The sequence below is a fragment of the Rhizobium sp. YTU87027 genome (assembly GCF_050644135.1).
Classification (GTDB): Bacteria; Pseudomonadota; Alphaproteobacteria; order Rhizobiales; family Rhizobiaceae; genus Rhizobium.
Map to the genome: position 1 here is coordinate 1,036,431 of NZ_CP098440.1, position 14,329 is coordinate 1,050,759.

Annotated in this window: 13 protein-coding genes and 4 tRNA genes; 12 read left to right on the plus strand and 5 right to left on the minus strand. The window is 58.4% G+C overall.

Translation table 11 applies throughout. The features are described from left to right. Window position 1: 1 nt before the first annotated feature. The 4 genes from NBG89_RS05180 to rlmB form a co-directional block, all read right to left on the minus strand. Window positions 2-775: an NAD kinase gene (locus NBG89_RS05180; RefSeq protein ID WP_431321999.1), complete on the minus strand. Its 774-nt coding sequence runs from the start codon at window positions 773-775 to the stop codon at window positions 2-4. Between the two features lie 349 nt (window positions 776-1,124). After that, window positions 1,125-1,200 (minus strand) — tRNA-Thr (locus NBG89_RS05185). A gap of 206 nt (window positions 1,201-1,406) precedes the next feature. After that, a complete protein-coding gene (locus NBG89_RS05190; protein WP_189637098.1) occupies window positions 1,407-1,562 on the minus strand; it encodes a hypothetical protein in 156 nt (51 codons plus the stop codon). A 216-nt stretch (window positions 1,563-1,778) separates the two neighbouring features. After that, on the minus strand, window positions 1,779-2,669 hold the full coding sequence (gene rlmB, locus NBG89_RS05195) for a 23S rRNA (guanosine(2251)-2'-O)-methyltransferase RlmB (protein ID WP_431322000.1): 891 nt from the start codon (window positions 2,667-2,669) through the stop codon (window positions 1,779-1,781). A 206-nt stretch (window positions 2,670-2,875) separates the two neighbouring features. On the opposite strand from rlmB, the gene NBG89_RS05200 reads away from it, so the two are divergent. Next, window positions 2,876-2,960: transfer RNA gene (locus tag NBG89_RS05200), tRNA-Tyr, on the plus strand. Between the two features lie 26 nt (window positions 2,961-2,986). Further along, window positions 2,987-3,060, plus strand: a tRNA-Gly gene (locus NBG89_RS05205). Window positions 3,061-3,105: 45 nt separating this feature from the next. Here NBG89_RS05205 and NBG89_RS05210 read toward each other — a convergent pair. Continuing rightward, window positions 3,106-3,615, minus strand: coding sequence for a hypothetical protein (locus NBG89_RS05210; RefSeq protein WP_088691779.1), 510 nt, complete (start codon window positions 3,613-3,615; stop codon window positions 3,106-3,108). 265 nt (window positions 3,616-3,880) lie between these two features. On the opposite strand from NBG89_RS05210, the gene tuf reads away from it, so the two are divergent. The 10 genes from tuf to rpoB all read left to right on the plus strand — a co-directional run bounded on the left by tuf (window position 3,881) and on the right by rpoB (window position 14,266). Beyond that, complete coding sequence (gene tuf, locus NBG89_RS05215) at window positions 3,881-5,056, plus strand: elongation factor Tu (protein ID WP_018857113.1); 1,176 nt, start codon at window positions 3,881-3,883, stop codon at window positions 5,054-5,056. 167 nt (window positions 5,057-5,223) lie between these two features. Continuing rightward, complete coding sequence (locus NBG89_RS05220; RefSeq protein ID WP_431322785.1) at window positions 5,224-6,117, plus strand: NAD-dependent epimerase/dehydratase family protein; 894 nt, start codon at window positions 5,224-5,226, stop codon at window positions 6,115-6,117. A gap of 140 nt (window positions 6,118-6,257) precedes the next feature. Beyond that, window positions 6,258-6,333: transfer RNA gene (locus tag NBG89_RS05225), tRNA-Trp, on the plus strand. Window positions 6,334-6,521: 188 nt separating this feature from the next. Then, a complete protein-coding gene (gene secE, locus NBG89_RS05230; RefSeq protein WP_007531587.1) occupies window positions 6,522-6,722 on the plus strand; it encodes a preprotein translocase subunit SecE in 201 nt (66 codons plus the stop codon). Between the two features lie 17 nt (window positions 6,723-6,739). Beyond that, entirely contained in the window at window positions 6,740-7,270 is a 531-nt protein-coding gene (nusG, locus tag NBG89_RS05235) for a transcription termination/antitermination protein NusG (protein WP_007531590.1), read from the plus strand. Window positions 7,271-7,446: 176 nt separating this feature from the next. Continuing rightward, window positions 7,447-7,878 carry a 50S ribosomal protein L11 gene (gene rplK / locus NBG89_RS05240; protein ID WP_007791992.1) on the plus strand — a complete coding sequence of 144 codons (432 nt, stop codon included), beginning with the start codon at window positions 7,447-7,449 and terminating at the stop codon, window positions 7,876-7,878. 4 nt (window positions 7,879-7,882) lie between these two features. After that, window positions 7,883-8,581 (plus strand): 50S ribosomal protein L1, encoded by a 699-nt coding sequence (gene rplA, locus NBG89_RS05245; protein ID WP_007791995.1) that lies wholly within the window; start codon window positions 7,883-7,885, stop codon window positions 8,579-8,581. A gap of 329 nt (window positions 8,582-8,910) precedes the next feature. After that, entirely contained in the window at window positions 8,911-9,429 is a 519-nt protein-coding gene (gene rplJ, locus NBG89_RS05250; protein WP_037138714.1) for a 50S ribosomal protein L10, read from the plus strand. 58 nt (window positions 9,430-9,487) lie between these two features. Then, window positions 9,488-9,868 carry a 50S ribosomal protein L7/L12 gene (gene rplL / locus NBG89_RS05255; protein WP_037138717.1) on the plus strand — a complete coding sequence of 127 codons (381 nt, stop codon included), beginning with the start codon at window positions 9,488-9,490 and terminating at the stop codon, window positions 9,866-9,868. 258 nt (window positions 9,869-10,126) lie between these two features. Next, window positions 10,127-14,266 carry a DNA-directed RNA polymerase subunit beta gene (gene rpoB / locus NBG89_RS05260; protein WP_431322001.1) on the plus strand — a complete coding sequence of 1,380 codons (4,140 nt, stop codon included), beginning with the start codon at window positions 10,127-10,129 and terminating at the stop codon, window positions 14,264-14,266. The last annotated feature ends 63 nt before the right edge of the window (window positions 14,267-14,329 follow it).

Genomic DNA, 14,329 nt, shown 5'->3' on the forward strand with positions numbered 1-14,329 from the left:
GTTAGTCCTCAAACTGCTCGGCAAGAATACGATCGGACCAGGTTCGATCGGGATCGGAGAGGATGCGGGCCGTCGTATGTTCCGATTGCGCTATACGAATATGAAGCACCGATTTCACTTCCATGTTGTCGGCAACCGCATTGACCGGGCGTTTCTCCGCCTCGAGGATATGAATATCGACCGTCACCTTGTTTGGCAGAAGCGCACCGCGCCAGCGTCGCGGACGGAACGCGCTGACGGGGGTCATCGCCAGCAGGGGGGCGTCAAGCGGCAGGATCGGGCCATGGGCGGAGAGATTATACGCCGTCGAACCCGCCGGCGTCGCCACCATCAGACCATCGCAGATGAGTTCGTCGAGCCGAACAACGCCGTCCACCTCGACCCGTAGCTTGGCGGCCTGATAGGATTGCCGGAACAACGATACTTCGTTGATGGCAAGCGCCGTCGAATTCGTGCCGTCTGAATTCGCTGTCGTCATCTGCAAGGGGTGAAAGGCGTTTTCCACGGCCGCGCAGATACGATCCTGCAGTTTCTCCGTTCGGTAGTCGTTCATGAGGAAGCCGATGGAGCCGCGATTCATGCCGTAGACAAGTTTGCCCGAGTTCATCGTGTTGTGCAGCGTCTGCAGCATGAAGCCGTCACCGCCGAGGGCGACGATCACGTCGGCATCAGCAGGGGGCACGTCGCCATAAAGGGCAATCAATTCTTCCCGAGCCGCCAGCGCCTCGGTTGCCGAGGAGGCAAGGAAGGAAAGCGTCTGAAATGAACGGCCCATGTAATTCCTTTGTCGTATTCAACGAACGATAACATAGTCTTGGCGTCTAGGCGCCAACAAAAGGCGATTTTGTCAAGTGCATCTGCGGCACTGGCTGCAGCCAAGGTCGGATTGAAGAGTCGTGTTCAGGCGAAAAGGCATTGAAGGCAGGCCCTCAATCAGCGATTCTCTGTCGGCACCGCGAAGTTTGCCATCTCGGCGGTCGGGCGCGAGCGTTTGTCTATGGTAACGAAGGCTAGCTTCTTTTCACACTACCCGACAAGGCAAAGGCAAATCATGATGATTCGCCATCGGCTCGCCCGACGGGCTCGTCGCAAGAACTAGTCATCTGAAAATGAGAAGAAGAGCTTGGTGCCCCCGGCAGGGTTCGAACCCGCGACCCCCTGATTACAAATCAGGTGCTCTACCAACTGAGCTACAAGGGCGATGCGTGCCAAGTACCAGATTCTGACGTTCTGTAAAGCAGAAATCGGAACGATGCTGATTTCATTCGCTGACTTTGGCCTTTGAGTTTGCGTTGCAAGGTCCCCAGGCCAATTTCGCTGCCGTTAGTTCGGAGAAGCCAGCCGCATCATGCTTGTGATGCTCAGCGGGGGGCGACCGTTGGTTCCCTCAATGACAGCAAGACGATCTACTGGTTGGGCGCCGGAATGGGGCGTTCCGGGGCGGGTGCCAGCGGAGCCGGTTCGTGCGTTGGCTGCGACTTGTCGATCCAGGCAATACTGAGAATGATGGCTACGAATACACCGATGAAGACAGTGCCGACAATGAGGGAGCGGATGGCCATATGGGATACGTTCCTCCTGTTCCAGTGCGGGCAATATAAAGAACCGTAGGGTCAAAACCGTGGCGAGCCCAGTCTTTCTAACGGCCGTCCGTGGTGTGACAAGCTGGGTTGCTATCTGTCTTGTCCGCCTGCGAGCAAGCTGACGAAAAGCGCCACGGATCGAAGAATCGAACGGATCATGGCATTCCCGTATGGCCGTGATCCATCCTACTCCTATCAGACTTTCAGATGCAGCCTCGCCGCATAGAGAGCGATCGCCGCAGCGTTGGAGACATTGAGCGACTTGATCGCGCCCGGCATGTCCAGTCTCGCAAGTGCGCTGACGGTTTCGCGCGTCTTCTGCCGCAGCCCCTTGCCCTCGGAGCCGAGCACCAGTGCTACCTTATCGCCTGAGAACGTGCCCTCGAGCGGAGCCGGGCCTTCCGAATCAAGGCCGATCGTGAAGAAGCCGAGCTTGTGCAGTTCTCCGAGAGCGTCGGCAAGGTTGGTGATCTGGATATAGGGGATCAACTCCAGTGCGCCGGAAGCCGATTTCGCCAGCACGCCTGATTCGGTCGGGCTGTGACGCTGCGTGGTAATGACCGCGCCTGCATTGAAGGCCACGGCGGAACGCATGATGGCGCCGACATTGTGCGGATCGGTCACCTGGTCGAGCACGAGAAGCAACGGGCTGTTCTTCAGCGCTTCCAGCCGGCGAACGGGCAGGGGCCGTGTTTCCAGCATGACGCCTTGATGGATCGCATCGGGGCCGAGGATCTTGTCGATATCGTGCGGGGCGACGACTTCGACCGGAATGCGAAGTGAATCTGCATCGATCTCGAGGCGGGCGAGCGCGTTCTGTGTCACCGACAACTTGACGTTTCGGCGCTCCTTGTTGTCGAGCGCGGCGCGAACCGTATGCAGACCGTAGAGATAGACCTGTTCGGGCGCGAGTGTCGGAGGCTTCCAGTCCTCGGCGCCGCGCCGGCGCTTTTGCGGCGGCGGTGTCGGAATCTCGCCGCGTTCCCGTTTGCTGTCGCGATGCGCGCGGCGCAGGGTTGCGTAATGTGTGTCCTTGGCGGATTTGTCGTTGGTGGGCTTGCCACCGCTTTTGTTGTCTTTGCTCATGCGGCTTTATAGCGAGGGCACTTCTTTCCGCATAGGATTTCTTTCAGGAGCCCGGCTTTCCGCGGTCGATGAAATTTTTCACATTTTTTCCATCGTCATCGTGTTGACATGCGGAAATCGTCCGGTCATATACGCGGCGCAGACCGAGGGGCGGCAACGCTTCGAAAGTCTGCCGAGCTTGGTCTCACGATCCGGACGAAAAGACTGGAGAGATGCCCGAGTGGTTAAAGGGGACGGACTGTAAATCCGTTGGCTCAGCCTACGTTGGTTCAAATCCAACTCTCTCCACCATTCGTCATTGGATCGGATACCACCCCGCGGGTATAGCTCAATGGTAGAGCAGCAGCCTTCCAAGCTGAATACGCGGGTTCGATTCCCGCTACCCGCTCCAAATCCTCCATAATTTAATTTTCCGTGCGCACGCGCGCCTGCACTTCTATCCCCACAAAAGCACGAAAGGCGATGCCAGCGCGATGATGCCGGCGATCGTCCATCGCCTCTGTCCCTGGGCGCTGAGGTCTTCCCTTGAAAGCCACATGCGAACGGCGATGAACCCGATCGCTATCAATGCGCTGTAGATCACGGCGCGCAGCAGGATCGACCAGCCGCCGCCGAAGAGACCGATGGCGATCCCGAAACCGGTGAGCGCGCCGAGAATGCCGTATCCGACGTCGAACATCAGCATTGTCGTGGTCGAAAGCGGCGTCAGCATCTTCGGAAAGGCGATCGCGAAGGCCGCCGTAAGCAGCCATATCGCGACGATCGCCTGCAGCGTCGAGGAACTGACGATCGAGGTCGCCAGAGCCGGAAGCCGCTCAGGCGAGGAGAGGCGTACAATCTGCGCGACCCAGTCGATCGCAGCGGCAAGAATCCACAATATGAAAGCGCAGGCGGCAAAGATGAGAAAGTTGCCTGCTGATCGTTTTGCAATTTCCTTTGGTTCCATTGCGTTGTCTCCAGACGGTGCTTCCCATTGAGAGCAGCAAATGAAGTAGTATCATATCCTTGACTTGGGCGCGTGCGTTCTTCGGGTTATATCTTCGCTGCCATCTGCAGTGGATATTGCCGATCTGGCGCTTCCTTCCCATATGCGTCCGCAGGCTAGGAATACGGTCCGCAATTAGGTCTTGCGCAATCTCCTCGAAAGCCTTAAACGGCGGCACTAAACCGGTTCGCCGGGGTCATCCATTTCGTTCACAGGAAGCATTCAAATGGCAAAGAGTAAGTTTGAGCGCAACAAGCCGCACGTTAACATCGGCACGATCGGCCACGTTGACCACGGCAAGACGTCTCTGACGGCAGCGATCACGAAGTATTTCGGCGAGTTCAAGGCGTACGACCAGATCGACGCGGCTCCGGAAGAAAAGGCCCGCGGCATCACGATCTCGACGGCACACGTCGAGTATGAGACCCCGAACCGCCACTATGCCCACGTTGACTGCCCCGGCCACGCCGACTACGTCAAGAACATGATCACCGGTGCTGCCCAGATGGACGGCGCGATCCTGGTTTGCTCGGCAGCTGACGGCCCGATGCCGCAGACCCGCGAGCACATCCTGCTCGCTCGTCAGGTTGGCGTTCCGGCAATCGTCGTGTTCCTCAACAAGGTCGACCAGGTTGACGACGCCGAGCTTCTCGAGCTCGTCGAGCTGGAAGTTCGCGAACTGCTGTCGTCCTACGACTTCCCGGGCGACGACATTCCGGTCATCAAGGGCTCGGCTCTGGCCGCTCTCGAAGACAGCGACAAGAAGATCGGCGAAGACGCGATCCGCGAGCTGATGGCTGCTGTTGACGCCTACATCCCGACGCCGGAGCGTCCGATCGACCAGCCGTTCCTGATGCCGATCGAAGACGTGTTCTCGATCTCCGGCCGTGGTACGGTTGTGACGGGCCGCGTTGAGCGTGGTATCGTCAAGGTTGGCGAAGAAGTCGAAATCGTCGGTATCCGTCCGACCTCGAAGACGACGGTGACCGGCGTTGAAATGTTCCGCAAGCTGCTCGACCAGGGCCAGGCTGGCGACAACATCGGTGCTCTCGTTCGCGGTGTGAACCGTGACGGCGTCGAGCGTGGTCAGATCCTGTGCAAGCCGGGCTCTGTCAAGCCGCACAAGAAGTTCAAGGCCGAAGCCTACATCCTGACGAAGGAAGAAGGCGGCCGTCATACGCCGTTCTTCACCAACTACCGTCCGCAGTTCTACTTCCGCACGACGGACGTCACGGGTATCGTCACCCTGCCGGAAGGCACGGAAATGGTCATGCCTGGCGACAATGTCACGGTTGACGTCGAGCTGATCGTTCCGATCGCGATGGAAGAAAAGCTGCGCTTCGCGATCCGCGAAGGCGGCCGTACCGTCGGCGCAGGCATCGTCGCCTCCATCGTCGAGTAATCTTCGGATTATCCGGATTTAAGAAGCCCTGCTGGAAACAGCGGGGCTTTTTCTCTTTGCGCTCTCCGGGGATGATGTCGCCGCTGGTGGCCGTTCTACTTTAGCGATGGCCTTGCGCTCGATTGCAAAGGCTTTATCTATCCCTCCGATTTCGTATGGAGGACATGATGAAAAAGCGCATTCTCTTCACGGGTGGTTCGGGCAAGGCGGGGCGCCATGCAGTGCCATGGCTGGTCAATGCCGGCTATGAGGTTCACAACGTCGATCTGGTGCCTCTTGATAGTCCCGGCGTAACCAATCTAATCGCCGATATCACGGACAGCGGCCAGATATTCAATGCGCTTTCAATGCATCGGGACTTTCCTGATCTCGATGCGGGGAGGGACGTTCAGCCCTTCGACGCCGTGGTGCATTTCGCGGCGATCCCGCGCATCCTCATCAAGCCCGACAACGAGACCTTCCGCATCAACACGATGGGCACCTACAATGTCATCGAGGCGGCGGTGAAGCTCGGCATCCGCAAGATCATCGTCGCTTCCAGCGAGACGACCTACGGCGTCTGCTTTGCCGAAGGCCATCGCGACTTCCACCAGTTTCCATTGGAGGAGGATTACGACGTCAACCCAATGGATTCCTACGGTCTCTCCAAGGTTGTGAATGAGAAGACGGCTCGCGCCTTTGCCGAGCGCTCCGGCTTCGACATCTATGCGCTGCGCATTGGCAACGTTATCGAGCCGCACGAGTACGAACGGTTCCCGACCTACTTCGCCAATCCGGAAATGCGCAAGCGAATCGCCTGGAGCTATATCGACGCCCGTGACTTGGGGCAGATCTGCCATCTCTGCATCGAGAAGGATGGGCTTGGCTATCAGGTGTTCAATGCGGCAAACGACACCGTCTCGGCCAATACGCCTTCGAAGGAACTCGCCAAGCGATTCTATCCGAACGTGCCGTTCACGCGCGAGATCGGCGAATATGAAGGCCTGCTCTCCAACCGGAAGATCCGCGAAGTGCTGGGCTTCAAGGAAGAGCACGACTGGCGCAAATACGTGAAGGTCTGATCGCAAGCCTTGCCGGTGATGCAGGATTGGAAAAATCAAAAAACGCACTTGCCAATCCCGCGCTCCCGCCTTAAAGGGAGCGCCATGCTTGCAGTTGTGCTTCGAGGCCGGTCGGCCAAGAAGCTGAATGTAAAGCGTAAAGGGGTATAGCTCAGCTGGTAGAGCGGCGGTCTCCAAAACCGCAGGTCGGGGGTTCGAGCCCCTCTGCCCCTGCCACTTCCTTGACCGAGCAGCGCGGATATTTCGCAGCGGTTCGGACGGAAAGGCGACGTATGGCTAAGTTCGTTAAACGTCGATTTCCCTCTTGTGTAATTGGGAATCGGTGTTTATGTAGGGTTCAACAGACACGCGGTGCGTGGGGCTGATATGTTCAGCTTTACGCGCCGTAATTGCGTGGGCAGTCGATGGCATCCAAATCCAATCCGTTTACGTTTCTGCAGCAGGTTCGCTCCGAGACGTCGAAAGTTACCTGGCCGTCGCGCCGCGAGACGATGATCTCGACGGTCATGGTGCTTGTAATGGTGATCTTTGCCGCGCTGTTCTTTTTTGCCGCTGACCAGCTCATTGGCTGGCTGTTGAGCTTTGTGCTTAACGTCGGCAACTGATCGGGTGGAGTAGTAACATGGCGGCACGTTGGTACATCGTCCACGCGTATTCGAATTTTGAGAAGAAGGTCGCGGAAGACATCGAGAATAAGGCTCGACAGAAGGGCCTCGAGCATCTGTTCGAAAAAATTCTCGTTCCGACTGAAAAGGTGGTTGAGGTGCGTCGCGGCCGCAAGGTCGATTCCGAGCGCAAGTTCTTCCCAGGTTACGTTCTCGTTCGGGCCAACCTCACGGATGAAGCCTACCACCTGATCAAGAACACGCCGAAGGTCACTGGTTTCCTCGGCTCTGATAACAAGCCCGTTCCGATTCCGGACCATGAGGCCGAGCGTATTCTCGGTCAGGTTCAGGAAGGTGTCGAGCGGCCGAAGGCGTCCGTTACCTTCGAGATCGGCGAGCAGGTCCGCGTTTCCGACGGCCCGTTCGCTTCGTTCAACGGCACGGTTCAGGATGTGGACGAAGAGCGTTCGCGCCTGAAGGTGGAGGTGTCGATTTTCGGCCGCGCTACGCCGGTCGAGCTGGAATACGCTCAGGTCGAGAAGGTCTGAGTTCGGAAGCAGGTCGTTACCGACTTGCTTGCTTCCTTGCGGCGCAAGCCGCAAAGCGCGTGGAAGGTGAGGGCACCTTAGCCGGGTCCTAAAATCCGAACCACGCAACCGCAGCCGCCGGAGCGATCCGGCATTTATTGGCCGGGCAACCGGTCGTCAGTGAAAGGCAGAGAGATATGGCTAAGAAAGTTGCAGGCCAGCTCAAGCTTCAGGTCAAGGCAGGATCGGCAAACCCGTCCCCGCCAATCGGCCCGGCGCTTGGTCAGCGTGGCATTAACATCATGGAATTCTGCAAGGCGTTCAACGCCGCTACGCAGGAAATGGAAAAGGGCATGCCGATCCCGGTCGTCATCACCTATTACCAGGATAAGTCCTTCACCTTCGCGATGAAGCAGCCGCCGGTAAGCTACTGGCTGAAGAAGGAAGCGAAGATCACGTCCGGTTCGAAGACGCCTGGCAAGGGCGCCGTCGCCGGCAAGCTCACCAAGGCTCAGATCAAGTCGATCGCAGAAGCCAAGATGAAGGATCTGAACGCAGCGGATATCGAAGGTGCAATGGCGATGATCGAGGGCTCTGCCCGCGCCATGGGCCTGGAAGTGGTAGGATAAGACCATGGCTGGCAAGCGCACCAAGAAGATCAACGAAGGTGTTGATCCCACAAAGCTCTACGCTCTGAACCTTGCTATCGGCATGGTCAAGGAACGTGCCGTCGCGAAGTTCGATGAAACCATCGAAGTCGCCATGAACCTCGGCGTCGACCCGCGTCACGCAGACCAGATGGTCCGCGGCGTTGTCAACCTGCCGAACGGCACCGGCCGCGACGTTCGCGTTGCTGTTTTCGCTCGTGGCGCCAAGGCCGATGAAGCCAAGGCAGCTGGCGCAGATATCGTCGGCGCTGAAGAGCTCGTCGAAATCGTCCAGGGCGGCAAGATCGATTTCGATCGTTGCATCGCGACCCCGGACATGATGCCGCTCGTCGGCCGCCTCGGTAAGGTTCTCGGCCCGCGTGGCATGATGCCGAACCCGAAGGTTGGTACGGTTACGATGGACGTTGCTGGTGCCGTCAAGGCATCCAAAGGCGGCGCTGTCGAGTTCCGCGTCGAAAAGGCTGGTATCGTTCACGCTGGCGTTGGCAAGGCATCCTTCGATGCAAAGGCTCTGGAAGAAAACATCCGTGCCTTCGCTGATGCCGTCATCAAGGCGAAGCCGGCTGGCGCGAAGGGCAACTACGTCAAGCGCGTAGCGATCTCTTCGACCATGGGCCCGGGCGTCAAGATCGACCCGTCGTCCGTTACGGCTCCGGCCGCTTAACGAATTCGCCGGGCATCGGCCCGGTTTAAAGAATTCCGGCCTCGAAAGGGGCCGGAATATTCCGGAGAAATCCGGAATCCTGTCCGAGATTGCAGGTGGTTTTCCCTTAATCACTTGGCCTGCATGAGACGGGTAAGACCCGAATTGCATGAAGTTCTACTTCTAGGAATTTGGTTCGAGCCTTGGATGCCTTGTGCCTTCGGCCTTTCTGGCGCGAAGCGCGAGGGGACAGGATCCTCAAGCGTCGCTTGGGATCTCTTTTGATCCCAGGAGGCAAAAGGCAACCCGGTGGGGCCCGTCAAAAAGGTCCTGCCAACTGGAGATAGGCAGTGGAAAGAGCGGAAAAACGCGAATTCGTCACGGAACTGAACGAAGTCTTCAAGGCTTCGGGCTCGGTTGTCGTGGCCCACTATGCTGGTGCTACAGTCGCGCAGATGAACGACTTCCGTTCAAAGATGCGTGCAGCTGGCGGTACCGTCAAAGTCGCGAAGAACCGCCTGGCCAAGATCGCCCTTCAGGGTACGGAAGCGGAAGGGATTTCCAATCTCTTCACCGGTCAGACGCTCATTGCGTACAGCAATGACCCGATCACCGCTCCGAAAGTCGTCGTGGATTTCGCCAAGACCAACGATAAGATCGTTGTTCTCGGTGGTGCCATGGGAACAACGACGCTCAACGCCGATGCAGTCAAGTCGCTTGCGACCCTGCCGTCGTTGGACGAACTGCGCGCGAAGCTGCTGGGCATGATCCAGACTCCGGCTACCCGCATCGCAGGCGTTGTTGCAGCACCGGCAAGCCAGCTTGCTCGCGTGTTTTCGGCTTACGCCAAGAAGGACGAAGCCGCATAAGGCGGTTTTTTGCTGTTTATAAAACACCGGTTCGAACCGAACAAAAGGAACTGATAACATGGCTGATCTCGCAAAGATCGTTGAAGACCTCTCCTCGCTGACCGTTCTGGAAGCTGCAGAACTGTCCAAGCTTCTCGAAGAAAAGTGGGGCGTTTCCGCTGCTGCTCCGGTAGCTGTTGCTGCTGTTGCTGGCGGTGCAGGCGCTGCTGCTGCTGCTGAAGAAGAAAAGACCGAGTTCGACGTTATCCTCACGGATGCCGGCGCTAACAAGATCAACGTCATCAAGGAAGTTCGTGGCATCACCGGCCTCGGCCTCAAGGAAGCCAAGGACCTCGTCGAAGGCGCTCCGAAGGCTGTCAAGGAAGCCGTTTCCAAGGCTGAAGCTGCTGACATCAAGAAGAAGCTTGAAGACGCCGGCGCTAAGGTCGACGTTAAGTAATCTTGAACTGCATCTGGGAGGCTGGATTTCCGGCCTCCCATTTGCCGTTTTCTGGAACGAATTACCCAAAAGCCGCGTGAAAACGGCTTTTGGGTAATGGGTTCTTCAAGAGGATGGTCTCGAACCGAGACGTGAAGGCAATCCGGCCTCACATTTCGGGAAGTGAGACGAGATTGAACTACTCATTGATTGACGGGGTCGACTGGCCATCGGTTCCCGTCCGTTGCAGGCCCGGATGCAATTTTTGAAGGAGCGACGATGGCTCAGACCCTTTCGTTCAATGGTCGTAGGCGCGTACGCAAGTTTTTCGGTAAGATCCCAGAAGTCGCAGAAATGCCGAACCTCATCGAGGTTCAGAAGGCATCGTATGATCAATTCCTGATGGTTGAAGAGCCCAAGGGCGGTCGCCCTGATGAGGGCCTTCAGGCTGTCTTCAAGTCTGTTTTCCCGATCACGGATTTCTCCGGCGCTTCCATGCTGGAATTCGTGTCCTACGAGTTCGAACCACCAAAGTTCGACGTTGATGAATGCCGCCAGCGCGACCTGACCTACGCCGCGCCGCTGAAGGTTACTCTTCGTCTGATCGTGTTCGATATCGACGAGGATACGGGCGCGAAGTCCATCAAGGACATCAAGGAACAGTCGGTTTACATGGGCGACATGCCGCTCATGACCAACAACGGTACGTTCATTGTCAACGGCACCGAGCGCGTTATCGTGTCTCAGATGCACCGTTCGCCGGGCGTCTTCTTCGATCACGACAAGGGCAAGAGCCATTCTTCCGGCAAGCTGCTCTTCGCTGCCCGCGTCATCCCGTATCGTGGTTCCTGGCTCGACATCGAATTCGACGCCAAGGACATCGTCTATGCTCGTATCGACCGTCGCCGCAAGATCCCTGTGACCTCGCTGCTGATGGCCCTCGGCATGGACGGGGAAGAGATCCTGTCGACCTTCTACACGAAGTCCGACTATCAGCGCGACGGCAAGGGCTGGCGCATTCCGTTCAAGCCCGAGACCCTCAAGGGTGCGAAGGCAATCACCGAAATGGTTGACGCCGACACCGGCGAAGTCGTTGTCGAAGCCGGCAAGAAGCTGACGCCACGTCTGCTCCGCCAGCTCGCTGACAAGGGCCTCAAGGCTCTGAAGGCAACCGACGAAGACCTGTACGGCAACTACCTCGCCGAAGATATCGTCAACTACTCGACGGGTGAAATCTACCTCGAGGCAGGCGACGAAATCGATGAGAAGACGCTGCCGATCATTCTGCAGAACGGTTTCGACGAAATTCCGGTTCTCGGCATCGACCACATCAACGTCGGCGCCTACATCCGAAACACACTCACGGCCGACAAGAACGAGAACCGTCAGGACGCTCTGTTCGACATCTACCGCGTCATGCGTCCGGGTGAACCGCCGACCATGGAATCGGCCGAAGCCATGTTCAACTCGCTGTTCTTCGATGCGGAGCGCTACGATCTCTCCGCCGTTGGCCGCGTGAAGATGAACATGCGTCTCGACCTCGACGTCGAAGACACTGTCCGCATCCTGCGCAAGGACGACATCCTGGCCGTGGTCAAGATGCTGGTCGAACTGCGCGACGGCAAGGGCGAAATCGACGACATCGACAACCTCGGCAACCGTCGCGTTCGCTCCGTCGGCGAACTGATGGAAAACCAGTACCGTCTCGGCCTGCTCCGCATGGAGCGCGCGATCAAGGAACGTATGTCCTCGATCGAAATCGACACGGTCATGCCGCAGGACCTGATCAATGCGAAGCCAGCAGCTGCTGCCGTTCGCGAATTCTTCGGTTCGTCGCAGCTGTCGCAGTTCATGGACCAGGTGAACCCGCTTTCGGAAATCACCCACAAGCGCCGTCTTTCGGCCCTTGGCCCGGGTGGTCTGACCCGCGAGCGCGCAGGCTTCGAAGTCCGCGACGTTCATCCGACCCACTACGGCCGTATTTGCCCGATCGAAACGCCGGAAGGCCCGAACATCGGTCTGATCAACAGCCTTGCAACGTTCGCACGCGTCAACAAGTACGGCTTCATCGAAAGCCCGTACCGTCGCATCGTTGAAGGCAAGGTGACGAACGACGTTCTTTACCTCTCCGCGATGGAAGAGGCGAAGTACTACGTCGCTCAGGCCAACGCCGAACTCGCTGCCGACGGCTCGTTCGTCGACGAATTCGTCGTTTGCCGTCACGCCGGCGAAGTTATGCTTGCTCCTCGCGACAGCATGAACCTGATGGACGTTTCGCCGAAGCAGGTCGTTTCGGTTGCTGCGGCTCTCATCCCGTTCCTGGAAAACGACGACGCCAACCGCGCTCTCATGGGCTCGAACATGCAGCGTCAGGCCGTTCCGCTGCTGCGAGCTGAAGCTCCGTTCGTCGGCACCGGCATGGAGCCGGTCGTTGCCCGCGACTCCGGCGCTGCTATCGGCGCCCGCCGCGGCGGCGTGGTCGACCAGGTCGACGCGACGCGTATCGTTATCCGTGCGACGGAAGACCTTGAAGCTGGCAAGTCCGGCGTCGATATCTACCGTCTGCAGAAGTTCCAGCGCTCGAACCAGAACACCTGCGTCAACCAGCGCCCGCTGGTCACCGTTGGTGACGTTGTCAACCGCGGCGACATCCTCGCCGACGGCCCGTCGACGGATCTGGGCGATCTCGCACTCGGCCGCAACGCGCTCGTCGCGTTCATGCCGTGGAACGGTTACAACTACGAAGACTCGATCCTGCTCTCCGAGCGTATCGTTGCTGACGACGTGTTCACCTCCATCCACATCGAAGAATTCGAAGTGATGGCCCGTGACACCAAGCTTGGTCCGGAAGAAATCACGCGCGACATTCCGAACGTGTCGGAAGAAGCGCTGAAGAACCTCGACGAAGCCGGTATCGTCTACATCGGTGCCGAGGTTCAGCCGGGCGATATCCTAGTCGGCAAGATCACGCCGAAGGGCGAAAGCCCGATGACGCCGGAAGAAAAGCTCCTGCGCGCCATCTTCGGTGAAAAGGCTTCGGACGTCCGCGACACCTCCATGCGCATGCCGCCCGGCACCTACGGCACGATCGTCGAAGTGCGCGTCTTCAATCGCCACGGCGTTGAGAAGGACGAGCGCGCGATGGCGATCGAGCGCGAGGAGATCGAGCGTCTTGCAAAGGACCGCGACGACGAGCAGGCGATCCTCGACCGTAACGTCTACGGTCGTCTGGTCGACATGCTGCGCGGCCAGGTCGCGATTGCCGGCCCGAAGGGCTTCAAGAAGGGCACGGAACTGGCGAACAACGTCGTTTCCGAATATCCCCGCTCGCAGTGGTGGATGTTTGCCGTCGAAGACGAGAAGGTCCAGGGCGAACTCGAAGCGCTCCGCGGCCAGTACGACGAATCCAAGTCGCGCCTTGAACAGCGCTTCATGGACAAGGTCGAGAAGGTCCAGCGCGGCGACGAAATGCCTCCGGGCGTCATGAAGATGGTCAAGGTCTTCGTCGCTGTTAAGCGCAAGATCCAGCCAGGTGACAAGATGGCCGGCCGTCACGGCAACAAGGGTGTGGTGTCGCGCATCGTTCCGGTCGAAGACATGCCGTTCCTGGAAGATGGTACGCATGTCGACGTCGTTCTGAACCCGCTCGGCGTGCCTTCGCGCATGAACGTCGGTCAGATCCTCGAAACGCACCTCGGCTGGGCTTGTGCAGGCATGGGCCGCCAGATCGGCGATATGCTGGAAGCCTACAGGGCGAGCGGCAACATCGAGCCTCTGCGCAAGACGATCGGCGACGTTGTCGGCGACGGTCCGAAGGCCGAACAGGTCAAGGACTTCGACGATGACTCGGTTCTTCGTCTGGCTGACCAGTGGAAGCGCGGCGTTTCGATTGCAACGCCGGTCTTCGACGGTGCACATGAAGGTGACGTCAACGCGATGCTGGCTCTGGCTGGTCTCAAGGAAAGCGGCCAGTCGACGCTGTACGATGGCCGTACCGGCGAGCAGTTCGACCGCCAGGTCACGGTTGGCTACATCTACATGCTGAAGCTGAACCACCTGGTCGACGACAAGATCCACGCCCGTTCGATCGGTCCTTACTCGCTCGTTACCCAGCAGCCGTTGGGCGGCAAGGCGCAGTTCGGCGGTCAGCGCTTCGGCGAAATGGAAGTCTGGGCTCTGGAAGCATACGGTGCAGCTTACACGCTGCAGGAAATGCTTACGGTCAAGTCGGACGACGTTGCCGGCCGTACCAAGGTCTACGAAGCCATCGTCCGTGGCGACGATACGTTCGAGGCCGGTATTCCGGAAAGCTTCAACGTTCTCGTCAAGGAAATGCGCTCGCTCGGTCTCTCCGTCGAACTCGAGAATTCGAAGCTCGAGGAGCAGCAGGCCAGCCAGTTGCCGGACGCTGCCGAGTAAGCACTGATAGGGTGTGCGCTGTCATGCAGCGCACACCGTTCCCGCTCTGGCCCCGTACACGTG

Coding starts and splice junctions, on each gene's coding strand:
- rlmB (WP_431322000.1), bottom strand. CDS start 2,669: ATGAGCAAAGACAACAAAAGCGGTGGCAAGCCCACCAACGACAAATCC.
- nusG (WP_007531590.1), top strand. CDS start 6,740: ATGGCGGCACGTTGGTACATCGTCCACGCGTATTCGAATTTTGAGAAG.
- NBG89_RS05180 (WP_431321999.1), bottom strand. CDS start 775: ATGGGCCGTTCATTTCAGACGCTTTCCTTCCTTGCCTCCTCGGCAACC.
- rpoB (WP_431322001.1), top strand. CDS start 10,127: ATGGCTCAGACCCTTTCGTTCAATGGTCGTAGGCGCGTACGCAAGTTT.
- rplK (WP_007791992.1), top strand. CDS start 7,447: ATGGCTAAGAAAGTTGCAGGCCAGCTCAAGCTTCAGGTCAAGGCAGGA.
- NBG89_RS05190 (WP_189637098.1), bottom strand. CDS start 1,562: ATGGCCATCCGCTCCCTCATTGTCGGCACTGTCTTCATCGGTGTATTC.
- NBG89_RS05210 (WP_088691779.1), bottom strand. CDS start 3,615: ATGGAACCAAAGGAAATTGCAAAACGATCAGCAGGCAACTTTCTCATC.
- NBG89_RS05220 (WP_431322785.1), top strand. CDS start 5,224: ATGAAAAAGCGCATTCTCTTCACGGGTGGTTCGGGCAAGGCGGGGCGC.
- secE (WP_007531587.1), top strand. CDS start 6,522: ATGGCATCCAAATCCAATCCGTTTACGTTTCTGCAGCAGGTTCGCTCC.
- rplL (WP_037138717.1), top strand. CDS start 9,488: ATGGCTGATCTCGCAAAGATCGTTGAAGACCTCTCCTCGCTGACCGTT.
- tuf (WP_018857113.1), top strand. CDS start 3,881: ATGGCAAAGAGTAAGTTTGAGCGCAACAAGCCGCACGTTAACATCGGC.
- rplA (WP_007791995.1), top strand. CDS start 7,883: ATGGCTGGCAAGCGCACCAAGAAGATCAACGAAGGTGTTGATCCCACA.